Here is a 24,603-nt window from a genome sequence, read left to right as displayed (position 1 = left end):
AATAGTATACTTTTATGTGGGCATGAAATAGGGTGTTAGGCGGAATAAAGGGAGAAGCTTTGCAGCAGTGTGCGGGGGCTTCTTTTTTTGATTCATGTTTGTTTGGGAGAGGCGCATCATGACCAGGCCAAACCTGAAATGCTGGAGATATGATATAATGATATGTACTGAAAATGAACCTACTTGACGTTTAGGGATGATGATATAGATGAACCGAGAGCATGAGAATAGTGAATTTGAACGCACCTCGTTAGAAGACAGACATAGCCATGTGGGGTCAGCTCCGAATGAGGGTAAACAACGCACAGCCTATTGGGATGTCAGAGCGTTGTTGCGCTCGCAGGGCCAGGAAGACATAGAGCAAGACGTAGTACAAGAACAAGAGCATTCCCCGATTGCTGATGTGAAAAAGGGAAGCGCCGATCGTGAGACGGCGCTTGTGGACTTGCAGGCAGCCGCGGCCTGCCTTCGTCAAGGCGAGACGGTAGCCTTCCCGACCGAGACGGTTTACGGTCTCGGCGCGGATGCGCGCAGCACGGAAGCGGTGGAGGCGGTATTTGCCGCCAAAGGACGGCCGTCCGATAATCCGCTGATCGTGCATATCGCACACCGTGACCAGCTGCATGAACTGGTCACGGAGGTGAATGAGACAGCGGAAGCGCTGATGGCAGCCTTCTGGCCGGGTCCGCTGACGCTGGTGCTGCCGGTTAGGCCGGGGGCGGTATCCCCGCGGGTGACCGCCGGGCTGGATACGGTGGCCGTGCGCATGCCGGACCACCCGGTGGCTCTGCCACTGATCGCGGCGGCGGCCTGCCCTGTGGCTGCGCCAAGCGCCAACCGCTCCGGGCGGCCCAGCCCGACCCTCGCCGCACATGTGCGGGAGGATCTGGATGGCCGCATCGGCGGCATCGTGGACGGCGGCCCCACCGGGGTGGGCGTCGAGTCCACTGTGGTGCAGGCCGGTGACGACGGGACCGTCACCATCCTGCGCCCTGGCGGCATCACGGCGGAACAGCTGTCCGCCGTGGCCGCCCGTGTCGCCACGGACCCGGCGCTTCTCGCCGAGGGGTCCGCTGGCGACAGCCACAGCCCGGCGCCGCGCTCGCCGGGCATGAAGTACACGCACTACGCACCCGCAGGGGCGCTGTGCGTGGTGGAGGGGCCGCCCGCAGCGGTGGCGGCCTGGACTCGCGCCGCCCTCGCAGAGGCGGCGCAGCGCGGAGAGCGCACCGCGGTGCTGGCGTTCGCCGAGCACGCGGAGCAGTACCGCGCCGATGCCGTGTTCTCGCTGGGCAGCACCAGCGAGCTGCAGGAGGCTGCGCGCAGGCTGTACGCCGCGCTGCGCAGCTGCGATGAGCAGGGCGCCACATATATTGTGGCGGAAGCCTGCTCACGCGAGGGGCTGGGAGCAGCCGTCATGAATCGGCTGCTCAAGGCGGCGGGCAACCAACTCATCCAGGTTGATTGAGCCGCCGCTTCACCCCTGGCACTTCTGGCTGCTCAATTAGAAGATGGAAAGCTAACGATCCCCAGCGAGCTTATTTGTCCCGATTCGGGGATATTTGAAATCTAACGATCTCCAGGAAGCTTATTTCATTCAACATCTTGAAAAATGAGCCTCATCAAGCTGATTTCAGCAGAATAGCGTCTCTGGGAATCGTTAGCATTTTTCAAAGCCAAAAATTGCCGGAATAAGGCTTTTCCTGATCGTTAGCACTCCAAGTAAAGGGTGGTGCACTTGCACTAGCCATGGGTGTTTATATTTTATTATATTATTCATAACGCGCTGATCCCATTAGACAGTTTGTTGTCAGGACATATAATCATGTCCAACGTTTATTTTCTTAGTACAAGACAGTGGTCATCGGGGGATTTTCAATGAAAGGAAAGAAATACACAACGACAGCTGAAGCTGCTAAATTAGGAGATGCAGGATATCCATTTGGGTTGTATAAGCTAAAGCGTAATAACTCTGGCCAATTTTATATTAATAAAGACACCTCCCCAAATGAGGAAGATATTAGGCTGTGGCTGAGTGATCGTGTTTTTCCAAAGGAACGTCAAGGGGCGAATCAAATATTAGAATCTCTTGGGTTATCCACGTATGATTCATGGGAGATTGCTAAAAAAACACATGCCATAAATCTGAACGATTTTTATTGGATGAGTGACAATCTGGAAGATTACCTTTGAAAATATAAATAGTTACCATGCTGCTTTGGAGCATTTTAACGGTTTTGAAGATTTCGAAGAGACCAATGAAAAACTGCCTACACAGTGGGATAAATAATTTTTCTCATCTGAGCGGCCGTATGGATTCTCCGTTGTCTTCGTTTCCCCGCAAAGGTCATGTTTAGGTCCTTGTCCGCATATCGTGTACAAGAACCTTTATGCGACTTGGGGGAATGAAAATGTGGGATGTGTCTGCTCATGTGGGGCAGTTGGTAACCATTCTGATTATGGCGGTTGCGCTTGGACTGGATGCGTTCTCGCTGGGTATCGGAATTGGCATGAAGGGCATACGGCTGCGAGATGTATTGAAGATCAGCACCGTTACCGCACTGTTTCATGTCATCATGCCGCTGGCTGGTATGTACATGGGCAAGTATGTCAGCTCCTTGCTAGGTGATATTACGAACTATGCGGCAGGAGGTCTGCTGGTGCTGCTCGGCGGTCACATGATTCTGAATGCGTTTCGCGAAGGGGAGACCAAGCTGGTGGATCATCGGTCCATGCTGGGCATTATTTTGTTTTCGCTCAGTGTCAGTGTGGATTCATTCTCCGTTGGTGTCTCGCTGGGCATGTTCAGCAGTGATCTGGTCCTGACCATTCTGGCCTTTGGCTTCTGCGGCGGCTTGATGTCGATCATGGGTCTGCTGCTGGGACGTCGGGTAAGTCAGAATCTGGGCGATTACGGTGAGGCTGTAGGCGGGGCCATCTTGCTTGCCTTTGGACTTTTGTTTATATTTTAAAAATAAAACGGTTGAACGATAAGATAGGCATATCACATCTGGATCATATGGGGAGGCTATCACAATGAAACATATTTTGTTTGTATGTACAGGTAACACGTGCCGCAGCCCCATGGCAGAAGGGCTTTTGCGTAAACTTGCGGCCGAACGCGGCATTCAGGTCAATGTTCGTTCCGCAGGTGTGGCGGCATCCACAGGCATGCCGATATCTCGCCATGCTGAAGCGGTTTTGAAAGACCATCAGGCAGAGGGGCCGTCACAATCTACCCAGCTCAGTGCAGAGCTGATCGAGTGGGCGGACCTTGTGCTGACATTAACCCGGAGTCACAAGCAGCATGTCATGCAGGTGTTTCCCGATTCCGTTCAGAAGACCTATACGCTGAAGGAGTATGTCGAAAATGACGAGCAGGTGCTTCATGACCTGGAGGAATTGGACAGCCTGTTTGCCACACTGGAGATGAAGCGGGCACTGGGACAGGAAATTCTGGCATCCGAGCGGGAGCGTGCAATCGAGATTCGGCAGCGCATCCCGAGCTTTGACATCTCGGACCCGTTTGGCGGCAGTCGGGACGATTACAATATTACGGCGGCAGAGATTCGTACAGCGTTATCCAAGCTGCTGGATAAGCTTGAATAAATCAGGCAGACAGAGGAACGATAGAGAAACAGAACATGGAATGTAAATTAATCGTTGATTTTAGAGTGGCGTTGATTTATGATGAAGGGGAAAACAGGGATTCGGTGTAACTGGCGACGAAGTGGGCACAACCACAATGGAGCACCGAAACAAACGGCCGGTCGCCTGGGCAAAAGAGCAATTCTGCGTTACCCGCAGACTGCTCTTTTTTTCGTCTTTCATCTGATTTTTCGCTATAATAGACCTGAAATGCCATGCAGCGCATATGTAGAGCAAACAATTACTATATAAGCTGAACTCTTCATTTACACGTTAAGGTTATTTTGTCATTGGAGTGGACTGTGTAAAATCTTTAGTTCAACTTATATAGGTAGCGGGCATGATTTTATCGGGAGGCGATGGGATGACGATTGAATTGGATTCAGAACAACCCGGATTGCAGCAGCAAACCGCATCGATCCTGCGTGAACTGGCAATTGCCGGGAAGCTTGGCCCAGGTCACATCGTTGTGATTGGCACAAGCACAAGTGAAGTAGCAGGCAAACGCATCGGCACCAGCGGTGCGGTGGATGTCGCGCAGCAGCTGCTTGCAGGTGTTCGCGAGGTGCAGACGGAGTTTGGTTTCGACACCGTATTTCAGTGCTGCGAACACCTGAACCGTGCATTGGTAATGGAACGTGCGCTGCTGAATCGGCTTGGACTAACGGAAGTCGGGGCTGTACCTGTGCCTACGGCTGGCGGATCGATGGCTTCTGCGGCCTACCGTTCATTGTCCGAACCGTGTCTTGCTGAACATATTCAGGCTCATGCGGGTCTGGATATCGGGGAAACGATGATTGGCATGCATCTTCGCCATGTTGCCGTTCCTTTTCGTACAACACTTCGATACATCGGTGAGGCGCGTGTCACAACAGCACTTACACGTCCGAAGCTGATTGGCGGAGAGCGTGCGGTATACCGAATGGAAGAGCAACCAGATGCTACTTTCTGTGACTAACGTATAAAGCGAAAAGATGTTTACACGTAAACGGAGAGTGCAACACCAATCTGGAGAAGCGTAGCGTTCACGTTTATCACCGGATTTCCCCTTTGTCAAAAGGGGTTCAAAGAAATCCGGGGATAACAGTGATCGTAAGATGGTGATGCAATCGAAGTCAGGCGTGTAACCTGAAAGCTCGCTTTATAACTTCATTATAATTTAGGAGGAATTTAAACATGGAACAATTGCGCAAGAATGACCCTGCAGTACTGGAAGCGATGAATCTTGAATTGAAGCGTCAACAGAACAACATCGAGCTGATTGCATCCGAGAACATCGTAAGTGAAGCGGTAATTGAAGCACTGGGCTCCGTTCTGACTAACAAATACGCTGAAGGATATCCTGGCAAACGTTACTATGGTGGCTGTGAGCATGTGGATGTTGTTGAAGATATCGCACGTGACCGTGCGAAAGAGCTGTTCGGTGCAGAGCATGCCAACGTGCAGCCGCATTCCGGTGCGCAAGCGAACATGGCAGTATATCTGGCAGCATTGAAGCCTGGTGACACGGTACTGGGTATGAACCTGGCGCATGGCGGTCACTTGACGCATGGTAGTCCGGTTAACGCTTCCGGCTTGCTGTACAACTTCGTTGCTTACGGCGTACAGGAAGATACATTCCTCATTGATTATGATGAAGTTCGCAAAGCAGCCTTCAAACATCGCCCTCGTCTGATCGTAGCGGGTGCAAGTGCATATCCGCGTACCATTGATTTTGAAAAGCTGGCTTCCATCGCCAATGATGTTGGCGCTCTGTTCATGGTAGATATGGCGCATATCGCAGGACTCGTTGCAGCTGGATTGCATCCTAACCCGGTTCCGCATGCACACTTTGTAACAACAACAACACACAAAACGCTGCGCGGACCACGTGGCGGTATGATCCTGTGCCGCAAATCCTGGGCAGCTGCCATTGATAAAGCGGTATTCCCGGGCTCCCAAGGTGGACCGTTGATGCACGTGATCGCTTCAAAAGCTGTAGCATTTGGTGAAGCGTTGCAGCCTTCGTTTAAAACGTATGCACAAAACGTGGTGAAAAACGCACAAGTTTTGGCGGAAACATTGATCGCTGAAGGATTGAACATCGTATCCGGCGGTACAGACAACCACTTGATGCTGATCGATACACGCAGCGTGAACATCACGGGTAAGGAAGCTGAGCATGTGCTCGATTCCATCGGCATTACCGTAAACAAAAACGCGATTCCGTTTGATCCGACAAGTCCTTTCATCACCAGCGGTATCCGTATCGGTACACCTGCCGCAACATCCCGCGGTATGGATGAGAAGGCGATGGTATCCATCGGTAAAATCATTGCCAAAACGCTCAAAAATCCAAAAGACACAGCAACGCTTGATCAGGCACGTGCAGAAGTTACTGCCCTGACTGACCAATACCCGCTCTACACTGACCTTAAATACTAGTACTGTTACTTCAACTGCTAAAAAACATTGCTCGTGCTGTTTGTATTTGAGATGTTTAATTTGTGAACACGCAGACGGAGCAAACCGAAAGAAACTGAAGAAGCGAAGCGCTCGCCTTTATCACCGGAATTTCACCATTTAATTAGTGGATCAGAGAATTCTGGGGATAACAGCGATCGGAAGGTCATTCGGTTTGCGGAGCATCCATAGTGTTCACATGCATTTTCACCTCTCAAGTGACACAACAGCACGAGTAAACAGGACCGGATGGATCATTTTCCGGTCCTGTTTTTGTAGGATTTGCTTTTCTGTAATGATTAGGTGCCCTTTGATGGTGTAATTCGGTGTGGGTGATGATATAATATACAGGATTTATCGGGCCTGTGAATGACGGCAAGGTATATTTGGAAATGCTTAACACATGAAGAAATTACCGGAGGGACAAAGGAATGGGAAAATTAGTAATATGTGATCACCCCCTGATTCAACACAAACTGACGTTTATACGCGACATGCGTACGAATACGAAAGATTTCCGTGAACTGGTTGATGAAGTAGCCACGCTGATGGCTTATGAAATTACAAGAGATGTGGAACTGGAAACGATTGACGTGCAGACACCTGTAGCCGCAACACAAGGGAAAGTCATCTCTGGCCGTATGCTTGGACTGGTGCCTATTCTGCGTGCAGGACTCGGTATGCTGGACGGTGTGGTGAAGCTTCTGCCAGCGGCAAAAGTTGGACATGTCGGCTTGTTCCGTGACCCGGAAACCCTGCAGCCGGTTGAATATTACACCAAGCTGCCTACAGACGTGACGGAGCGTCAGCTGATTGTGATTGACCCGATGCTCGCTACAGGCGGATCGGCAATCGCAGCCATTGATGTGCTCAAAAAACGCGGCTGCACTCAGATCAAGATGATGAATCTCGTAGCAGCACCGGAAGGTGTCAAGGCGGTACAGGATGCTCACCCGGATGTAGATATCTATGTGGCAGCACTGGATGACCGTTTGGATGACCATGGATATATCGTGCCAGGATTGGGCGATGCAGGAGACCGTCTGTACGGAACCAAATAAGCATATTACATGCTGATGAGAAAAGGGGCTTTGCTTGAATGTCCAAAAAAATTAAAGTCATGACCATTTTCGGGGTGCGCCCGGAAGCTATCAAGATGGCTCCGCTGATTCTCGAATTGCAGAAACATCCCGAGTCGATAGAGTCGATTGTTTGCGTAACTGCGCAGCACCGTCAGATGCTGGATCAGGTTCTTGAAGTTTTCGACATTCATCCCGATTATGATCTGGATGTCATGAAGGATCGTCAGACACTGAACGAGATCACCATTCGCGTCCTTGGCGGCCTGGAGCCGGTTTTACGCGAAGCGAAGCCGGATATTGTACTTGTTCACGGTGATACACTTACGACATTTGTAGCCAGCTATGCAGCGTTCCTGCAACAGATTCAGGTAGGACATGTGGAAGCCGGACTGCGGACTTGGAACAAGCTGTCGCCGTATCCGGAGGAGATGAACCGCCAATTGACGGGCGTTCTGGCAGATTTACATTTTGCACCAACGGATTGGTCTGCCTCCAACCTTGCCAGGGAAAATAAACCGGAGTCTAGTACCTACGTCACAGGCAACACCGTAACAGATGTGTTTCAATATACAGTACGGGAGGATTACAAGCACCCGGTACTAGATTGGGCACAAGGCAAACGCCTGGTGTTGATGACTGCTCATCGCCGTGAATCTCAGGGCGAGCCTCACCGCAACATTTTCCAAGCCGTCAAACGTATTGCTGACGAATTCGAGGATATTGCCATCGTGTACCCGGTGCATCCTAGTCCTGCTGTGAAGGAGCCGGCTCACGCGATTTTGGGGAATCATCCCCGTATACAGTTAATCGATCCGCTAGACGTAGTGGATTTGCACAACTTTTACCCGCACACACACTTGATCCTGACTGATTCAGGCGGTTTGCAGGAAGAAGCGCCTTCGTTTGGTGTGCCTGTCCTTGTATTGCGTGATACAACAGAACGCCCGGAAGGCATTGAAGCCGGCACCCTGGAATTGGTAGGGACCGACGAGGAGCGTGTATATGAACGGACCAAAGCTCTGCTTACAGATGAAACGTTATATGCAAGCATGAGCCAGGCCGCCAACCCATACGGTGATGGACATGCATCGGAAAGAATTGTCAATGCGATTTTGCACCATTTCGGCGTAAATAGTGAGCGTCCGGAATCATTTCACAGAAAGTTCAAAAAATAATTCACATTTTCTGTTGGATTTATAGAGGGGATAGCATACAGTTAAACTGTACGGTTTACGCGGGTTTATGGGCTTTGAACGTCCATAAACCCGGCGTTTGCCCCTTTAAAACGCTAAAATCAATCAATTGACAAAGACTCTCATCATTCAGTAAAATTAACTGGGATTGCAAGGGTGGCGTGGAAAATGGCCGATTCGAACAAACCAAATTCATCCCGTAACCATGATGATAAGGTATGGAAAGCAATGGGGCTCGTTACAGCTTTTGGAATCGAGATTGCTTTGCTCGCTGTTGCCGGATATTACGCAGGCTCGTGGTTGGACAAGACCATCGGAGGAAGCGGAATATGGATCGCCGTAAGCGTTCTCTTTTTTCTCGCAGCAGGTGGAGTAAGCATTTACTTTATTGCTAAAAAATTCATGGGGGAAAGTGATGAGTGAACTAGCCAGATATCGCAGATGGATGACCGTTTGTATTTTGACCATCCTCATGATCTGTTTTCTGATTGCTGCGTTGTTTCCCGCTATACAGACCATCGGGGTTGGAATTGCATTAGGTGCTGTAATCAGCTGGATTAATGCCTCGTATCTGGGACGTAAAGTGAGAATTATGGCAGATGATGCGGTCGGAGGTAATTTGAAAAGGGTGAATCTGGGTTTTTTGACAAGAGCAGCGCTTGCAGTGCTCGGTGTTTTTCTGGCGATGCAATTTCCGCAGTACTTCAATACATATGCGGTTGTAGGCGGCCTGTTTCTTGCACAATTTTCCCTCCTTTTTATAGGGATTATATTATCCCGTAACACAGAAGTTTAGGATTTGAACCGTATCGCGCGCGAGAAAGGGGTGAGAAAAATATGCATGAAGCTCCCATAATTGATTTGGGTGGATTCAGACTGGATTTATCAGTATTACTTATGCTGGTGGTGACTAGCTTAATTGTCTTTGTGATCTGTAAGCTGGCAACAAGAAACTTGTCCGTGGAGAACCCGGGTAAGCTGCAGAACTTTTTGGAATGGGCTATCGAATTTGTACGCAATCTGATCTCAAGTACGATGGACATGAAGAAAGGTCAGCACTTCCTTACTCTGGCAACCACGATGATTATGTTCATTTTTGTTGGTAATATGCTGGGGCTTCCTTTCGGGGTAGTGACTGGTATTACAGAACCAGACCAAGCCAAGATCGCGGGACAGCCGCTTGTTAGTGTAGTTGAAGCTTACAACACGGCACATGAGAAGAACCCGGAAGCTCACCCTCACATTGAAATCGCATGGTGGAAATCTCCAACGGCAGACTTGTCTGTCACAATGGGACTCGCAATCATCGCGTTTTTGATTGCTCACGGACTGGGATTGTTCAAGAATACCAAAGCGTATCTTAAACACTACTTCCAGCCACATTGGTTGTTCTTCCCGATTAATATCGTCGAGACGGCATCCAAATTGCTTACACACGGTATGCGTTTGTTTGCCAACATCTTCGCTGGTGAGGTGCTCATCTCCACCATCATGAAGTTGACGGCGTTCAAATGGATCGGTGCCATTGCGGCGATTCCGTTGCTGACAGCTTGGCAAGGATTCAGTATCTTTATCGGTGCGATTCAGGCCTTTGTCTTTACCGTATTGATGATGGTATACATTTCACAAACGGTTGAGTCACACGAAGAACATTAAGATTCAAGTCCAGACGGACTAGCTCTGCAGGACTGAACTATAAAATTTTACGATTATTCTAAGGAGGATATACAAATGGGAGCAATGGCATTATTGGCAGCAGCAATTGTTGCAGGATTGGGCGCACTTGGCGCAGGTATCGGTAACGGTTTGGTAATCAGCAAAACAGTAGAAGGGATCGCTCGTCAACCAGAAGCGAAATCCACACTGCAAACAACAATGTTTATCGGGGTAGGTTTGATCGAGGTATTGCCGATCATCGGTGTGGTACTCGCGTTCATGTTCTACGGCGCGGCTTAATATTAATGCAGGTTTGGCGGGGAAGGCCACAGCCCTCCGCGCCTTCTTTTTAGGTAGCGTCCGTTATATTTCGGAAGTGCAGCCTGAGGATATCTCCAGGAAGGAGTGAACAGATTGAATTTCGTATGGGAAAATACAGTTCTGGCGATTATCGCTTTTGTTATTTTATACTGGCTGCTTAGCCGTTATGCGTTTGGCCCGCTTTTCTCTATCATGGAGAAACGCCGTGAACTCGTAATGACGCAGATGAATGAGGCTGCGCAGACTCGTGAACAGGCTATGGCGTATGTTGAGGAGCAAAAGCAGGCTCTTGAGCAGGCGCGCAAGGAAGCCTACGATATCATCGAGCAGTCCAAACAAACAGGTAACAAACAAGCTGAAACGATTTTGGCAGATGCTAAATCTGAAGCAAATCGCTTGAAAGACGATGCGGTTAGAGAGATTCAAAGCGAGAAAAACAAAGCAGTTGCGGCACTTCGCAGTGAGCTTGGTTCTGCTTCGGTACAGATCGCTTCAAAACTGATCAAAAAAGAAGTTGAGAACGGTCCTGCACAGGAAGAGCTTGTGAACCAATACCTCAATGAGGTAGGGGGCCGACAATGAGCCGCGATACGATTGTTGCCAAACGTTACGCCAAAGCACTGTTTGAGGTTGCGCTTGAGCAGCAGCGAGTGCTTGAAGTTGAACAGGAACTTCATGCCGTTGTCCATGGATTGACCGGTGATGCCGATATTATCAAATTTATCGTATCTCCTAATATCTCGGATGAAGCCAAAAAAACAGTGATTCAGGCAAGTCTTGATGGCAAAGTGTCTGAGCCTGTCCTGCGTACGGTGCAGCTCCTCATTGAGCGTGGCCGTGTCGAGTTGCTGGAAGAGTTGTTGAGTGACTATGTGAAGATTGAAGGAGATTCCCTGGGAATTGCCGATGCTCACGTATACTCGACATATGCATTGAACGAAGAAGAAAAAGAAGCGGTGGCTCGTGAATTCGGAAGCCGTGTGAATAAAAAGATTCGTATCGAGAACATTGTCGATCCTGCTCTGCTGGGCGGATTGAAAGTCGCCATTGGCGATACGATCTATGACGGCAGCTTGGCTGGCAAGCTGGAACGTCTTGAGCAGTCTTTTAACAGACGAGTACAGTAGATTGGGGTGAGGACACTTGAGTATCAAGCCAGAAGAAATCAGTACATTAATTAAGAGCCAGATCGAACAATACAAGACCGATATCGATGTAGTCGAAGTCGGTACAGTTATCGAGGTTGGTGACGGGATCGCCCGTGTATACGGACTCGAGAATGTCATGTCCAACGAGTTGGTTGAGTTCCCAAGCGGTGTAATGGGTCTTGCCATGAACGTTGAAGAGAGCAACGTCGGTGTCGTTATCCTGGGACCTTACTCGGATATCCGTGAAGGCGACCAAGTAAAACGTACAGGTCAAATCATGCAGGTGCCGGTTGGTGAAGCATTGATTGGTCGCGTTGTGAACCCGCTCGGTATTCCAGTAGATGGAAAAGGGCCAATCGCTACAACAGAATTCCGTCCGGTTGAAGGTAAAGCACCAGGCGTTATGGATCGTAAATCGGTTCATGAGCCGATGCAAACAGGGATCAAAGCGATTGACGCAATGGTTCCAATCGGTCGTGGTCAACGTGAGTTGATCATCGGTGACCGTCAAACAGGTAAAACATCGATCGCAATCGATGCGATCCTGAACCAAAAAGGCAGCGGTATGAAATGTATCTATGTAGCGATCGGTCAGAAGCAATCTACCGTAGCTCAGGTCGTAGAAACCCTGCGTCGCAGAGGTGCGATGGAATATACGATCGTCGTAACGGCATCGGCTTCCGATCCGTCACCACTGCTTTACATTGCACCATATTCCGGCTGCTCCATGGGTGAGTATTTCATGTACAAAGGCGAGCACGTGCTCGTAGTATATGATGACTTGACCAAACAAGCGGCAGCATATCGTGAATTGTCCTTGCTGCTTCGCCGTCCTCCGGGCCGTGAGGCTTATCCGGGTGACGTATTCTATCTGCACTCCCGTTTGCTGGAGCGCGCAGCGAAGCTGAACGATGAACTTGGTGGTGGTTCTTTAACCGCTCTGCCATTCATTGAAACACAGGCTTCTGACGTATCTGCTTACATTCCAACGAACGTAATCTCCATCACAGACGGTCAAATCTTCTTGGAGTCCGACCTCTTTAATGCCGGACAACGTCCAGCGATTAACGTAGGTATCTCGGTATCTCGTGTCGGCGGTTCTGCACAGATCAAAGCGATGAAAAAGGTTGCAGGTTCCCTGCGTCTGGACCTCGCTCAATATCGTGAGTTGCAGGCGTTCTCCCAATTTGGTTCTGACCTGGATAAATCCACTCAGGCCCGCCTGAATCGTGGTGCCCGCATGATGGAAATCCTGAAACAAGGTGTTAACCAGCCGCTGCCTGTAGAACAACAGGTTATCAGCTTGTACACTGCAGTTAAAGGATATTTGGATGAGATTCCAACTGGTGATGTAACTCGTTTTGAGCGTGAATTCCTTGCGTTCATGGTAAGTTCCAAACCGGAAATCCTTCAATCCATCGTGGATAACAAAGACTTGACTGGGGACAACGAAACCGCATTGAAAGCTGCGATTGAGCAGTTCAGAAAAAGTTTCGCTGCCTCACACTAATAGATCAATGCGGCTGCGGAGTTGGCATACGATTCCGCATGTCTGCATGTGCGATTTCAATTGAAGTCTACAGAAGCTTACGAAGAGCTTTGGTTTTACCGAAGTTCGGTATATGCTTACGAAGTAGTTTTGACTTTGTCAAAACTTTAAGGTGGTGAAATCATGGCAAAAGGCATGCGCGAAATCAAGCGGCAAATTAAAAGTGTGCAAAGTACAAAGCAGATCACCAAAGCAATGGAAATGGTTGCAGCAGCCAAACTGCGTAAAGCACAGGAGAAGGCTGAAGCAGCACGACCTTATTCAGAGAAACTGAAAGAGGTTGTAGCGAGCATTGCAACAAGCACAAAAGGCATTAAACATCCGATGCTCGAAAGTCGTCCAGTGAAAAAGACAGCTTATCTTGTGATTACATCGGATCGTGGTCTGGCGGGTGGATACAATGCGAACATCCTGCGTTTGGTGAATCAGACGCTGAAGGAAAAGCATAACTCCAAAAATGATTACGCTCTGTTCGTCATTGGCCGTAAAGGTCGTGACTACTTCAGAAGACGTGAGATGGATATGGTGTCTAATACAACTGACCTGTCCGATTCACCTGAATTTGCAGATATCAAGTCCATTGCACACGAGGCTGTACACGGTTATGAGCTTGCTGAGTTTGATGAAGTATTCATTTGCTATAACCGCTTTGTGAATGCATTGACTCAGATTCCTACGGTGGAACGTCTTCTTCCAATGGAAACACCAGAGGTATCTGCTTCTGAAGGTTTGACTGCCAGCTACGAATATGAGCCGTCTCCTGAAGCCGTGCTTGAGGTACTCTTGCCTCGTTATGCGGAAACGTTGATCTATGGAGCTCTTCTGGATGGCAAGGCGAGTGAACTCGGTGCGAAAATGACAGCCATGGGCAACGCGACCAAAAATGCGTCCAAGCTTATCAATGAACTGTCATTGACTTATAACCGGGCTCGTCAAGCTGCAATCACGCAGGAGATCACGGAGATCGTAGCGGGAGCTAACGCGCAAGGTTAACGGATGTTTTATACGGTGAGAACTAGCTGTGAACGGTTATGAATGTACGTGTTTATATATGAAAGCTTGCAATGCACTTAATGAGATAACTCATTTCATGCAAAAAGTAGCAGGCTTGTAGGAGGGGAACGTTAAGATGAACAAAGGACGCGTTGTGAGCATCATGGGTCCGGTTGTTGACGTCGAGTTTGATCGCGGCGGTCTGCCGGAAATCCTCAATGCCATTACGATTAAAACGCAGAATGAGAGCGGCGTTTCAATCGACCTTACGCTTGAAGCTTCCAAACATCTGGGTGACAATCGTGTTCGCTGTATCGCGATGTCTTCCACGGACGGTCTCGTACGTGGTCTGGAAGCAGTGGATACAGGTGCTCCGATCTCTGTACCTGTAGGTGAAGCTACACTGGGCCGTGTATTTAACGTGCTGGGTGAAGCGATTGATACCAATGGTGAAGTAAAAACCGAAGTGAAAAACCCGATTCACCGTTCTGCTCCTTCATTCGATGAATTGACGACTCAAGCCGAAATGCTTGAAACAGGAATCAAAGTTATCGACTTGCTGGCGCCTTATGCCAAGGGTGGTAAAATCGGTCTGTTCGGTGGTGCCGGTGTAGGTAAAACGGTAACCATTCAGGAACTGATCAACAACATTGCGCAAGAGCACGGCGGTATCTCCGTATTTGCCGGTGTTGGTGAGCGTACACGTGAAGGTAACGACTTGTATCACGAGATGAGTGATTCCGGCGTTATCAACAAAACAGCAATGGTCTTCGGACAAATGAACGAGCCACCAGGCGCACGTCTTCGTGTAGCCCTCACTGGTCTGACAATGGCGGAATATTTCCGTGATGAAGAAGGCCGTGACGTGTTGCTCTTTATCGATAACATCTTCCGTTTCACCCAAGCGGGTTCAGAAGTATCTGCCTTGCTTGGACGTATGCCTTCCGCGGTAGGTTACCAGCCTACGCTGGCTACAGAGATGGGTCAATTGCAAGAGCGTATCACATCTACGAAAAAAGGATCGGTTACATCCATCCAGGCGATCTACGTACCTGCGGATGACTATACTGACCCGGCTCCTGCAACAACGTTTGCTCACTTGGATGCAACAACGAACCTGGAGCGTAAAATCTCCGAGATGGGTATTTACCCAGCGGTAGATCCACTCGCATCCAGCTCCCGTATCCTTGCTCCTGAAGTTGTAGGTGAGGAACACTACAACGTTGCTCAAGGCGTTAAACGTATCTTGGCCCGTTATAACGAGCTTCAAGATATCATCGCGATCTTGGGTATGGACGAGCTCAGCGAAGAAGACAGAGCGCTCGTTTATCGTGCGCGTAAAATTCAACGTTTCTTGTCCCAGCCTTTCCACGTTGCTGAAGCATTTAACGGTATTCCGGGTAAATACGTTCCGGTTAAAGAAACGGTGCGCAGCTTTAAAGAGATTCTCGAAGGCAAGCATGACGATCTGCCGGAAGCAGCATTCCTCTTCGTGGGTACAATTGAAGAGGCAGTGGAGAAAGCAAAAACACTGGTATAATCTGAGTCCAGGATTGTCCTTATGAAGCGAGCTATCCTTCGGATAGTTTCAGGAGGGATGGAATTGAGCACCTTTTTGTTGGAGATTGTAACGCCGGAGCGTCTTGTCTATTCACAGCAGGTGGATAGCATTATCGCAACCGGAGTTGACGGGGAACTGGGGATTTTGCCAGGGCATATTCCGATGGTAACCCCATTGAAAATTGCACCGATCATTATCAAAAACGGAAAAGAGAGCAAGCAGGTTGCCATTGGCGGCGGCTTTATCGAAGTCCGCAAAGATAAGGTTGTTGTACTCGCAGAGAGTGCCGAATTCCCGGAAAGCATTGATGTGGATCGTGCGCGTGCGGCCAAAGAGCGGGCAGAACGCCGGCTTGCCAGCCAAAGCAATCAGGACCACTTTGATCACCGCCGTGCAGAGATTGCATTGCAAAAAGCGGTTAACCGGATCAACGTACACGGCAAATAATGTGATTCATAGAGCCCGGCGGCACAGTCTGCCGGGCTCTTTTACTTTTTTTGCTGATACTCATGAATTAGAAGACTAGAGGTAAGCCTCTTTATATAGTATAAATGTTCTAATCGATCACCGTTATCGCTCAGGATGAATAATATATAGGACTAAAGAATTATAGGCGAATACTGCTACTATATAAGTTGAACTCTTCATTTACACGTTAACGGAGAGGACAGAAAAAACCTGAAAAAGCGGAGCGGTCACCGGATTTTCTCCTTTGGAAAAGGGGATCGGAAAAAATCTGGGGATAACAGCGATTGGAAGGTTATTCTGTCATCGGAGTGTGCTGTGTAAAATCTTTAGTTCAACTTATATAGATCCATTTTTACGATAAAAAGTTGAATTATTTCCGAGGAAATGACAGAATCGATATCGATATAACGTTCTTTTATGTCGGTTTAGTTACCCAATTCTAATCAATTAAAATTAAAATGTTTTTGAAGTGGAAATCAATGTAATTGACAAAAGATAGTGAAACAGCCTATATTCCTTAGAGTCAGCAAATGATGTTTCAAAACAGGAGTATAACTGTCAGCTGAACCGGCATTCATACATGCCCCAAACATTCTATCTACTAACATGTTATGGGTGTTTGGCATATGATATGCTGAATCGCTGCAACAATCGAGGTGGAGGTAAGAAGGTATGGTTAATGATCTGGCGAATCAGGTGAACCAGACGTTGAGCACAAATAGCCTGATCTCAATGGTCGTCTCCCTTTTATGTATAGCGATATCATGGTGGGCTCTGCAAAATCTGAAATTGGATTTGGTCATCCGACAACCAAAAGGTGCTCAGGGAAGATTGCTGCATTTGCTGCTTGCCATTATTTTGGGGCATGCCGTTGCTGGCTTTGTCATTGACTACTTGTCATGGACCCAAATGCTGAAAAATTTGTTTTAATGTTGAGATGGTTGGTTAATCATCTGTTAGGTTCTTCAAGCGGCTCAATGTCGAATAACATCGATTAATTGTGTTAACAATTAGAGTATGAGTTGACGGCCTAAGAAATTAAGAATGAAATGTGAACATTTATTTTGATCAATTTGTAATGTTTTATGTAAAAATGCTTGTATCGTTCAATTCAACAATGTTATGATGGAAGTTAGGGAATTCACAATTTTTCATTAATTATGCAGGTTATAAACGGGATACCCGGTAGCAACCGGCTAAAAATCATCCCAATGGGTCTGTTTCGATGCTTTGATGGCCTTTATGATGTTTTACAAGCCATAAAGCAGGTTAAGCAGTACGCATGGTATCATTGATCATGAATTATACAAACCAATTCTTTTCTGAACAGACATCTGAGCAACCATGCCAGAATATGTCGAAATTCCACACACAGCAACAGTCCTTTCTAACACAGTGGGGCTTACGTATTCCGGAATGAGGAAAAGGGAATAAAAGCGCGGAGGGAACCATGATGAGCAAATTTATCGTCCGCGGTGGCAAAAGATTGACCGGAAGTGTCAAAGTTAGCGGCGCTAAAAATTCTGTTCTTCCGATCATCGCTGCCTCTCTCTTAGGGGAAGAAGGACAAAGCGTTATTATTGACGCACCTCCTCTAGACGATGTGATGACGATTAACAAAGTGTTGGAATCGCTGGGAGCGGGAGTTACATACCGGGACGAAGTGATTACCGTGAATGCGGAGAATCTGACTTCTTGTGAAGCCCCGTATGAATGGGTTAGTAAGATGCGGGCGTCTTTTCTGGTCATGGGGCCTTTGTTGACGCGTTTGGGTCAAACCAGAATCTCACTGCCTGGAGGATGTGCGATCGGTACAAGGCCGATTGATCAGCACCTCAAAGGTTTTGAAGCCATGGGAGCCGAGATTAGCTTGGGCCAGGGTTATATCGAAGCACGCAGTCAAGGGCGGCTGCGCGGTGCAAAAATTTATCTGGATGTGGCTTCCGTAGGTGCCACTCAAAATATTATGATGGCTGCAACATTAGCCGAAGGTGTAACAGTGCTGGAGAATGCTGCCAAGGAACCTGAGATCGTTGATCTGGCTAACTTCCTTAACGGAATGGGAGCCAAAGTTCGTGGTGCAGGTACAGGTGTGATTCGCATCGAAGGTGTGGAGAAGCTATCTGGTGTCAAACATACGGTCATCCCGGATCGCATTGAAGCAGGCACGTATATGGCAGCTGCTGCAATTTCCGGTGGAGATGTTTATGTTGAAGGTGCGATTTCCGACCACTTGGGTTCTGTTATTGCCAAGCTGGAAGAGATGGGTGTAACCGTAGAGCCGGACGAGAATGGTGTTCGTGTAATTGCAGATCGTCCTCTCAAAGCAGTGGACGTCAAAACATTACCATACCCAGGCTTCCCGACAGATATGCAATCCCAGATGATGGCTTTGCTGCTTGCTTCTGAAGGAACCAGCGTAGTGACCGAGACGGTGTTCGAGAACCGCTTCATGCACGTTGATGAGTTCCAATTGATGAATGCCGAGATCAAAGTTGAGGGACGTTCGTCTATCATCACGGGCAATGCCAAGCTGAAGGGTGCCAAAGTGACCGCTACAGACCTGCGTGCAGGGGCTGCTCTGATCATTGCTGGCTTGGTAGCTGAAGGTACAACCGAGGTGGGCGGTGTGCATCACATCGACCGTGGTTACGTACATTTGGCAGAGAAGCTGAATGGTCTGGGCGCAGATATTTACCGCATTTCGGTGGATGAGCCTAAACTGAATGCTTCCAAAGAAGTTTCAAAAGAAGCTTCCAAAGCTCCTAGCGAGAAGGTTCAGGAAGAAGCACCAATGTTCAAAATACAGCCGACCTGGGTGTAAAAGCCTGTTTACTTGATCTGTTAACATGAGTTAAGGGTCTGGTCTGCAAACGATAATAAGGCTAACGAAGTATTACCTCGTATTGCCACAGCAGGCTGTGGCTTGCGGATACGTGAGGAAATGCATACGTTGGAATTGTCATAAGCTAAGCCTTCGGGCTTGGCTTTTTTTGTGTTCGATTTTCAATGAAATCTAAAAAAAGCTCGCCTTCTAAGTACCTGATTCTATTAATAGCTGGTCCTAACTTGAATAGCATAACATACCATTCTGTACGGATTCTGAACGAAAAGAGAGGGCATTCGCGAAGTGTCAGTGAGTGGGGATTCAGTATGGAAAAGGGCGCTGCAGTCATGTTTAGCGGGCATTGTTATATCATGGCGAGGGTCACCTGATCTCTTCCGCAAAGCCCTCGTTTCTCTCAAATCCGGTTCTATCAGATCGAGCAAACTCATACCTTAAACTATGGATTAGATCAAAGAAGAACCGGCCACAATCCGGTGCTGCATAACGGAGGGTTAGCTCAGATGAAAGAAGCTCGTGTACAGGTGAAGATACCTGTTGTCCCGCGATCCGGGATGCAGGAATGGGGAGATAACCCAGCTAAGCATGTTGAGAAAGACAAGCCCGTTCCACTTCCAGCTCCAGCTCTAGTGAAGGAGAGATCGTCAACTGTTCAGAGCATGAAGACAAGCCGTTACGGGATCGTGTCTCTTCCAAATGAGGATGATCTTGCAGCAGAAACAAAGCAGAGGGCTGCTGAGCAGCAGGTGCATACACCTGTCATCGAATTAGATGCGTTCCAAAAAGTAAAAAAGCGCCGTATGCGGGCTTTTGGTCGCAAGCGATGGGGACGTAACCCCGGACGCTGGCAGCCTGCAGCCGCAGTATCTGTACTGCTCGTGCTGGCTTTGGCAATCCCCGTGATTCTGGTCTGGCCACGAGCGGGCGGGCAGGTTGATCCTGTACCTTCTCCTTCGAGTATAAGCTCCGCAGGAGAAACAAGTACAAAAACGCCAGCGCCTGCCGTACCCGCAACTTATCCTGAGCCCTATGTACGAGTATACCTGTCAGCTGCAAATACAACGATGAAACTGCCGTTGGAGGACTATGTGACTGGTGTTGTTGCAGCAGAGATGCCGGCAGAATTCAAGCTGGAAGCATTGAAGGCTCAAGCGATTGCGGCCCGCACCTTTATAGTAAGAAGGCTGGCTGCCAATGATACAAGCGGAGTGCCGTCTGGTGCGGCAGATGTTACGGACACAGTAAGTCATCAGGTGTTCATTCCACCAGATCAGGTGAAGGCAGAGTGGACCCGGCTGGGCAAAGAGAAGGAGTGGGAGAAGCTGCAGCAGGCTGTCCGCGAAAGTCGCGATGCCGTCATGACCTATGAAGGACGGGCGATTACCGCCTCTTTCTTTTCCACCAGCAATGGTTATACGGAGAATGCAGAGGACGTGTGGGGCAGCGTGGTTCCATATTTGAAAAGTGTGGATAGTCCGTGGGATAAACAGCTGGCACCAGGCTTCAAAGAAACGGTTACGATGAAGCGCAGTGAAATTCTGCAGAAGTTAAACGTCGATAGTGTTCCAGCGAGCGTACAGCAGGGCGGGTCATGGATGCAGGTATTATCTACTACAGAGGGGCATCGAATTAAAGAGATACAGATTGCAGGCGAAACATTTAGCGGCCCGGAAGTTCGCAAGCTGCTCGGATTGAGATCCAGCCAGTTCAGCTGGAAGGTAGAAGGTGACGAAGTTCAGATCACCACGTATGGATACGGTCATGGGGTCGGCATGAGTCAGTGGGGTGCAAATGGCATGGCGCAGGAGGGACACACGGCTACCGAGATTTTAAAACATTATTACACGGGAATCTCCTTCGGACAGGCATCCAGAATGCTGGCCTCAAAGTAGAGGCTAACGATTCGTAGAAGCCTTATATCGGCCCTGAACGTATATTTCCCAAGCTAACGATCTCCAGAAACGCTATTTTTAAAAAAGTTGATCATCTAAGGCGTAACGACAGCCTATTAGTGTAAATAGAGTCTCTCAGAACCGTTACAATACGAAAGTTGTGGGAAATGATGAAATAGAGCTTCTGAGATTCGTTACAATGGCTCGGGTGAACGGATAACGAGCTTTCGAAGATTCGTGTGCAGCAGTCGAAAGGTTTTCTGGCCTCGGAGCGGCGCCCGTACTAACTAATCAAATATATAGCACTCTTTGAAAGCAGTGTGAAAATTTTTAGAGTCGCGCGTGTATAAAAGAGTTGCACCCGGTAACACTTGTTACTGAGGTGATCAAGATGAATGAACAAAACAACAAAAAAAAAATCCAAGAAGAAACTCCTAAAACAACGCAGGGAGTACCGGCAGCTCAGCCCTCTTCATGGAGAAAAGCAATGTCCAAACGTTGGGTTTTCCCGGCAGTTTACATCGCAGCAGCAGGCATTATACTAACTCTAGTGTGGGTCTATCAGGGAACAGGCGACAAAGCGCTCAACCCGGACTCTGCTAAAGAAGTAGTAGAAACAGGCGCAGCGAGCACCGAGGGTACGACAACTGGCGGCGAGGAAAGTGTAGAAGTGGTTGCAAAGTCGGAAAACTTCGTATGGCCCGTATCGACCCCGTCCGAAATTTCAGTTGTGAAGCCATTCTATGACAACGAAGCTTCCAGCGAGGAGCACGAGGCGGCAATGGTACAGTACAATGACACATTTATTCCAAACACAGGTGTGGATCTGGCTCGTGGTGATAACAAGACATTTGAAGTCAAAGCAGCACTCAGCGGAAAAGTTACACGTGTTGAGCAGAACCCGCTCACAGGTCAAGTGGTGGAAATTACGCACGGCGACAACCTGAAAACGGTATACCAAAGCCTTGCCGACGTCAAAGTAAAACAGGACGATGAAGTGAAGCAAGGGGATGCTATTGCATCTGCTGGTGTGAGTGAGCTTGGCAAAAACCTGGGGAACCACCTTCACTTTGAAGTGTACGAAGATGGTCAGCCCGTGAACCCGCAAGGATATCTTCCGGAAAAATAAATGATTTTTACCGCAGCAATCGCATGAGCAGAGGTGAATAGCCTCTGCTTTTTTTATGCTTTTCAGAAAATTATGGGACCTTCGAAGCTTGTCACACCTTTAAACCGCGAATATATAGGCATGCTCCTCATATAATGTACCAAACTATCCACACAGTAGGGAGGCGGGAGCGTGCACGATTACATCAAGGAACGGACCATCAAAATTGGTCGCTGCATTGTTGAGACGAGAAATACGGTCCGTACCATTGCCAAAGAGTTCGGCGTATCAAAGAGCACTGTGCATAAGGATCTGACGGAGCGTTTACCGGAAATTAACCCTGATCTTGCTGACCAGGTCAAACACATTCTCGAGTATCACAAGTCCATCCGTCATTTGCGGGGCGGGGAGGCGACCAAAATCAAGTACAAAAAAACGAGTAGTAAAAAACGTGAGGTGCTGGCTTCCGCTAAATCATAAGCATATTCTTCAAGAACTAGGCCAAAAAGCTCACAGCATGGATTGAATCCCTCCCCTGAAGTATGATATGTTAAAAGCTGGTACAGGATCGAATTATGACATCTTATCAGCCCGATTTTTACATATATATGTTGCACTTTGTCGAACGAGCGGTGACGTGATAAGAGACTCTTTTTCACAGGATACGCTGACCAAATAATATCACTTTGGGGGCTCTTTTATGTTAAGCAAGGATATCGGTATTGATCTTGGCACGGCGAACGTGCTTATTCACGTGAAAGGAAGCGGAGTTGTGCTCAATGAACCTTCCGTCGTGACCATTGAAAGCGATACGAAGCGGGTCCTTGCTGTCGGGGAAGAGGCGCGTCGGATGGTAGGGCGTACGCCGGGTAACATTGTTGCCATCAGACCGCTGCGCGACGGCGTTATTGCGGACTTCGAAATTACGGAAGCGATGCTGAGACATTTCATTAATCGTGTAGGGGCAAGAAGCTGGTACAGCCATCCGCGAATTTTGATCTGTGCACCTACGAATATTACTTCCGTAGAGCAGAAGGCCATCCGTGAAGCGGCCGAGCGCAGCGGTGCCAAAGAAGTATTTCTGGAAGAAGAGCCGAAAGCGGCAGCCATCGGCGCGGGAATGGATATTTTTCAGCCGAGCGGCAATATGGTCGTGGATATCGGCGGCGGAACGACTGACGTTGCAGTCCTGTCTATGGGCGACGTAGTCACCGCCTCTTCTATTAAAGTCGCAGGGGACAAGTTCGACGAAGCAATTACCAAGTTTATCAAAGCAAAATACAAGCTCATGATCGGGGAACGCACAGCAGAGGATATCAAAATCGCGGTTGGTACCGTGAATGCGGCTGCACACAAGGCCGAGATGGACATTCGCGGTCGTGATATGGTAACAGGTCTGCCTGTGACCGTAACCGTGTCGGCAAGTGAAATACAGGAAGCGCTATGGGATTCCGTGCAATCTATTATCGCTGCGGCCAAGTCCGTATTGGAACGCACACCGCCTGAGCTGTCTGCGGATATTATTGACCGCGGGGTTGTTCTGACGGGTGGAGGAGCATTGCTGAACGGACTGGACGAGCTGTTATCGAATGAACTGCATGTACCGGTATGGGTTGCAGAGGACCCCATGCATTGTGTCGTGAAAGGCACAGGCATTATGTTGAATAATTTGGATCAAGTCGTTAAGAAAAAGTTCTAGTTTGCCGATATAAAAAGCAGGCAGGTTCACTTTCGGGTGAACAGAACGGACAAACAGCGGTCTGCGATGCAGGCGAGGCGTTTGAGGAGAGGGGTTCATTCATGTTAAGAGGTCTGTACACTGCTGCTGCGGGAATGATTACAGAGCAGCGCCGCCATGACACAGCAACACAAAATATCGTCAATATGAACACAACGGGATATAAACAGGTGAATAGTGTAAACCGTGCATTCCCGGAAATGCTCATTACGTTGATGGGCGCTGATGCCAATCTGCCCACGAAGCGGCTCGGCAAGCTGAACTCGGGTGTGTTTGCCGAAGAAAGCTTGTCAATGAATGTTCAGGGTGCTCTTATGGAAACGAAGCGCAAAAGTGATTTTGCGATCTCCTCGAATCTGAGTGTGAATGATCCGCAGACAAGAGAGCCAATACAATTTGATGCTTCAGGTAAATTCGTAAGGGCAGACGGAACCGTAATCTATCAGCCACAGGCATATTTTACGGTTCGGGATGCGAACGGCGACACACGTTATACACGTGATGGTCACTTCGATGTGAACGGAACAGGACAGTTGCTCAGCTCAACTGGAGCTCAAGTGCTGGATAGTAATGGTCAGCCGATTGTATTGACAGGCGCTGTGGAGCAATTTAAAGTGGATGAGCAGGGCCGCCTTCTTGATGCTGCTACGGGTGCACCGACAGCGGTGACGCTGGGCATCAACATTATCGACCAGCCGAACCAGCTGGTTCGTCAGGGGGATGGTAACTTTAGCCTGAATGAAGATGCTGGTGCAACTGCACGGGGCATGGGCGCTACCGATGTTGTGCGGATTCAACAGGGGTATCTGGAAGGCTCGAATGTAGATGCTTCTCAGGCAACTGTTGACATGAACGCCGCATTCCGTGCTTATGAAGCCAACCAGAAGGTGGTTCAATTCTACGACCGCAGTCTGGATAAAGCCGTTAATGAAGTTGGCCGTGTATAACGAATCGCAGCT

Annotated in this window: 26 protein-coding genes and 1 riboswitch; of the genes, 25 read left to right on the top strand and 1 reads right to left on the bottom strand. The window is 48.7% G+C overall.

Annotated elements, in window-relative coordinates; translation table 11 throughout:
- Positions 1-12 precede the first annotated feature (12 nt).
- Complete coding sequence (locus tag IEW26_RS30795) at positions 13-246, bottom strand: hypothetical protein (protein WP_188593825.1); 234 nt, start codon at positions 244-246, stop codon at positions 13-15.
- Here IEW26_RS30795 and IEW26_RS21520 point away from each other — a divergent pair.
- From IEW26_RS21520 to IEW26_RS21400, 25 genes are all read left to right on the top strand, one after another.
- The gene (locus tag IEW26_RS21520; RefSeq protein WP_229729965.1) at positions 209-1,468 is read left to right on the top strand and encodes an L-threonylcarbamoyladenylate synthase; all 1,260 of its coding nucleotides are present in this window, start codon (positions 209-211) and stop codon (positions 1,466-1,468) included. The two genes, IEW26_RS30795 and IEW26_RS21520, sit on opposite strands and share 38 nt — an antisense overlap.
- Positions 1,469-1,878: 410 nt before the next feature.
- A complete protein-coding gene (locus IEW26_RS21515; RefSeq protein WP_188593824.1) occupies positions 1,879-2,193 on the top strand; it encodes a hypothetical protein in 315 nt (104 codons plus the stop codon).
- A gap of 218 nt (positions 2,194-2,411) precedes the next feature.
- Entirely contained in the window at positions 2,412-2,972 is a 561-nt protein-coding gene (locus IEW26_RS21510) for a manganese efflux pump MntP (protein ID WP_110895643.1), read from the top strand.
- A 64-nt stretch (positions 2,973-3,036) separates the two neighbouring features.
- Complete coding sequence (locus IEW26_RS21505) at positions 3,037-3,609, top strand: low molecular weight protein arginine phosphatase (protein WP_145404433.1); 573 nt, start codon at positions 3,037-3,039, stop codon at positions 3,607-3,609.
- 96 nt (positions 3,610-3,705) lie between these two features.
- A riboswitch (ZMP/ZTP riboswitch) is annotated at positions 3,706-3,787 on the top strand.
- Positions 3,788-4,012: 225 nt separating this feature from the next.
- Entirely contained in the window at positions 4,013-4,606 is a 594-nt protein-coding gene (locus tag IEW26_RS21500; protein ID WP_188593823.1) for a TIGR01440 family protein, read from the top strand.
- Between the two features lie 218 nt (positions 4,607-4,824).
- Positions 4,825-6,072 (top strand): serine hydroxymethyltransferase, encoded by a 1,248-nt coding sequence (gene glyA / locus IEW26_RS21495; protein ID WP_111269067.1) that lies wholly within the window; start codon positions 4,825-4,827, stop codon positions 6,070-6,072.
- A gap of 449 nt (positions 6,073-6,521) precedes the next feature.
- A complete protein-coding gene (gene upp, locus IEW26_RS21490) occupies positions 6,522-7,151 on the top strand; it encodes a uracil phosphoribosyltransferase (protein ID WP_017691929.1) in 630 nt (209 codons plus the stop codon).
- 38 nt (positions 7,152-7,189) lie between these two features.
- The gene (wecB, locus tag IEW26_RS21485; RefSeq protein ID WP_188593822.1) at positions 7,190-8,347 is read left to right on the top strand and encodes a non-hydrolyzing UDP-N-acetylglucosamine 2-epimerase; all 1,158 of its coding nucleotides are present in this window, start codon (positions 7,190-7,192) and stop codon (positions 8,345-8,347) included.
- 186 nt (positions 8,348-8,533) lie between these two features.
- A complete protein-coding gene (locus IEW26_RS21480) occupies positions 8,534-8,788 on the top strand; it encodes an AtpZ/AtpI family protein (protein WP_110895634.1) in 255 nt (84 codons plus the stop codon).
- On the top strand, positions 8,781-9,161 hold the full coding sequence (locus tag IEW26_RS21475; protein WP_145404430.1) for an ATP synthase subunit I: 381 nt from the start codon (positions 8,781-8,783) through the stop codon (positions 9,159-9,161). The genes IEW26_RS21480 and IEW26_RS21475 overlap by 8 nt, the downstream gene beginning before the upstream one ends.
- A 41-nt stretch (positions 9,162-9,202) precedes the next feature.
- On the top strand, positions 9,203-10,021 hold the full coding sequence (gene atpB / locus IEW26_RS21470; RefSeq protein ID WP_111269070.1) for a F0F1 ATP synthase subunit A: 819 nt from the start codon (positions 9,203-9,205) through the stop codon (positions 10,019-10,021).
- Positions 10,022-10,096: 75 nt separating this feature from the next.
- A complete protein-coding gene (atpE, locus tag IEW26_RS21465) occupies positions 10,097-10,321 on the top strand; it encodes a F0F1 ATP synthase subunit C (RefSeq protein ID WP_110895629.1) in 225 nt (74 codons plus the stop codon).
- A gap of 114 nt (positions 10,322-10,435) precedes the next feature.
- Complete coding sequence (atpF, locus tag IEW26_RS21460; protein WP_111269071.1) at positions 10,436-10,924, top strand: F0F1 ATP synthase subunit B; 489 nt, start codon at positions 10,436-10,438, stop codon at positions 10,922-10,924.
- Complete coding sequence (locus tag IEW26_RS21455) at positions 10,921-11,469, top strand: F0F1 ATP synthase subunit delta (RefSeq protein WP_184185006.1); 549 nt, start codon at positions 10,921-10,923, stop codon at positions 11,467-11,469. Before atpF ends, IEW26_RS21455 begins: the two co-directional genes overlap by 4 nt.
- Before the next feature lie 16 nt (positions 11,470-11,485).
- The gene (atpA, locus tag IEW26_RS21450) at positions 11,486-13,000 is read left to right on the top strand and encodes a F0F1 ATP synthase subunit alpha (protein WP_188593821.1); all 1,515 of its coding nucleotides are present in this window, start codon (positions 11,486-11,488) and stop codon (positions 12,998-13,000) included.
- Between the two features lie 162 nt (positions 13,001-13,162).
- The gene (gene atpG / locus IEW26_RS21445) at positions 13,163-14,032 is read left to right on the top strand and encodes an ATP synthase F1 subunit gamma (RefSeq protein ID WP_111269074.1); all 870 of its coding nucleotides are present in this window, start codon (positions 13,163-13,165) and stop codon (positions 14,030-14,032) included.
- Positions 14,033-14,168: 136 nt separating this feature from the next.
- A complete protein-coding gene (gene atpD / locus IEW26_RS21440) occupies positions 14,169-15,572 on the top strand; it encodes a F0F1 ATP synthase subunit beta (protein WP_110895619.1) in 1,404 nt (467 codons plus the stop codon).
- A gap of 63 nt (positions 15,573-15,635) precedes the next feature.
- Positions 15,636-16,040 carry a F0F1 ATP synthase subunit epsilon gene (locus tag IEW26_RS21435; RefSeq protein WP_111269075.1) on the top strand — a complete coding sequence of 135 codons (405 nt, stop codon included), beginning with the start codon at positions 15,636-15,638 and terminating at the stop codon, positions 16,038-16,040.
- Positions 16,041-16,733: 693 nt separating this feature from the next.
- Entirely contained in the window at positions 16,734-16,991 is a 258-nt protein-coding gene (locus IEW26_RS21430; protein WP_111269076.1) for a DUF1146 family protein, read from the top strand.
- 523 nt (positions 16,992-17,514) lie between these two features.
- Entirely contained in the window at positions 17,515-18,885 is a 1,371-nt protein-coding gene (gene murA, locus IEW26_RS21425) for a UDP-N-acetylglucosamine 1-carboxyvinyltransferase (RefSeq protein WP_188593820.1), read from the top strand.
- A gap of 524 nt (positions 18,886-19,409) precedes the next feature.
- Positions 19,410-20,798, top strand: coding sequence for a stage II sporulation protein D (spoIID, locus tag IEW26_RS21420; RefSeq protein ID WP_188593819.1), 1,389 nt, complete (start codon positions 19,410-19,412; stop codon positions 20,796-20,798).
- A 391-nt stretch (positions 20,799-21,189) separates the two neighbouring features.
- Entirely contained in the window at positions 21,190-21,927 is a 738-nt protein-coding gene (gene spoIIQ, locus IEW26_RS21415) for a stage II sporulation protein SpoIIQ (protein WP_188593818.1), read from the top strand.
- A 171-nt stretch (positions 21,928-22,098) separates the two neighbouring features.
- Complete coding sequence (gene spoIIID / locus IEW26_RS21410) at positions 22,099-22,386, top strand: sporulation transcriptional regulator SpoIIID (RefSeq protein ID WP_188593817.1); 288 nt, start codon at positions 22,099-22,101, stop codon at positions 22,384-22,386.
- 220 nt (positions 22,387-22,606) lie between these two features.
- Positions 22,607-23,605 carry a rod shape-determining protein gene (locus IEW26_RS21405; RefSeq protein WP_145404427.1) on the top strand — a complete coding sequence of 333 codons (999 nt, stop codon included), beginning with the start codon at positions 22,607-22,609 and terminating at the stop codon, positions 23,603-23,605.
- Between the two features lie 101 nt (positions 23,606-23,706).
- A complete protein-coding gene (locus IEW26_RS21400) occupies positions 23,707-24,591 on the top strand; it encodes a flagellar hook-basal body protein (protein ID WP_188593816.1) in 885 nt (294 codons plus the stop codon).
- Positions 24,592-24,603 lie beyond the last annotated feature (12 nt).

Origin of the sequence: Paenibacillus silvae (assembly GCF_014639235.1) — a bacterium.
Lineage (GTDB): Bacteria > Bacillota > Bacilli > Paenibacillales > Paenibacillaceae > Paenibacillus > Paenibacillus silvae.
This window is presented reverse-complemented; position numbering and strand designations above follow the sequence as displayed.

Bases quoted from the DNA above. Each gene is read 5' to 3' on its own strand.
- wecB (WP_188593822.1), top strand. From the start codon at position 7,190: ATGTCCAAAAAAATTAAAGTCATGACCATTTTCGGGGTGCGCCCGGAA.
- glyA (WP_111269067.1), top strand. From the start codon at position 4,825: ATGGAACAATTGCGCAAGAATGACCCTGCAGTACTGGAAGCGATGAAT.
- atpD (WP_110895619.1), top strand. From the start codon at position 14,169: ATGAACAAAGGACGCGTTGTGAGCATCATGGGTCCGGTTGTTGACGTC.
- IEW26_RS21455 (WP_184185006.1), top strand. From the start codon at position 10,921: ATGAGCCGCGATACGATTGTTGCCAAACGTTACGCCAAAGCACTGTTT.
- atpG (WP_111269074.1), top strand. From the start codon at position 13,163: ATGGCAAAAGGCATGCGCGAAATCAAGCGGCAAATTAAAAGTGTGCAA.
- IEW26_RS21480 (WP_110895634.1), top strand. From the start codon at position 8,534: ATGGCCGATTCGAACAAACCAAATTCATCCCGTAACCATGATGATAAG.
- IEW26_RS21510 (WP_110895643.1), top strand. From the start codon at position 2,412: ATGTGGGATGTGTCTGCTCATGTGGGGCAGTTGGTAACCATTCTGATT.
- spoIID (WP_188593819.1), top strand. From the start codon at position 19,410: ATGAAAGAAGCTCGTGTACAGGTGAAGATACCTGTTGTCCCGCGATCC.
- atpE (WP_110895629.1), top strand. From the start codon at position 10,097: ATGGGAGCAATGGCATTATTGGCAGCAGCAATTGTTGCAGGATTGGGC.
- IEW26_RS21500 (WP_188593823.1), top strand. From the start codon at position 4,013: ATGACGATTGAATTGGATTCAGAACAACCCGGATTGCAGCAGCAAACC.
- spoIIQ (WP_188593818.1), top strand. From the start codon at position 21,190: ATGAATGAACAAAACAACAAAAAAAAAATCCAAGAAGAAACTCCTAAA.
- upp (WP_017691929.1), top strand. From the start codon at position 6,522: ATGGGAAAATTAGTAATATGTGATCACCCCCTGATTCAACACAAACTG.
- IEW26_RS21515 (WP_188593824.1), top strand. From the start codon at position 1,879: ATGAAAGGAAAGAAATACACAACGACAGCTGAAGCTGCTAAATTAGGA.
- IEW26_RS21475 (WP_145404430.1), top strand. From the start codon at position 8,781: ATGAGTGAACTAGCCAGATATCGCAGATGGATGACCGTTTGTATTTTG.
- IEW26_RS21400 (WP_188593816.1), top strand. From the start codon at position 23,707: ATGTTAAGAGGTCTGTACACTGCTGCTGCGGGAATGATTACAGAGCAG.
- atpB (WP_111269070.1), top strand. From the start codon at position 9,203: ATGCATGAAGCTCCCATAATTGATTTGGGTGGATTCAGACTGGATTTA.
- IEW26_RS21520 (WP_229729965.1), top strand. From the start codon at position 209: ATGAACCGAGAGCATGAGAATAGTGAATTTGAACGCACCTCGTTAGAA.
- IEW26_RS21505 (WP_145404433.1), top strand. From the start codon at position 3,037: ATGAAACATATTTTGTTTGTATGTACAGGTAACACGTGCCGCAGCCCC.
- murA (WP_188593820.1), top strand. From the start codon at position 17,515: ATGAGCAAATTTATCGTCCGCGGTGGCAAAAGATTGACCGGAAGTGTC.
- IEW26_RS21430 (WP_111269076.1), top strand. From the start codon at position 16,734: ATGGTTAATGATCTGGCGAATCAGGTGAACCAGACGTTGAGCACAAAT.
- IEW26_RS21405 (WP_145404427.1), top strand. From the start codon at position 22,607: ATGTTAAGCAAGGATATCGGTATTGATCTTGGCACGGCGAACGTGCTT.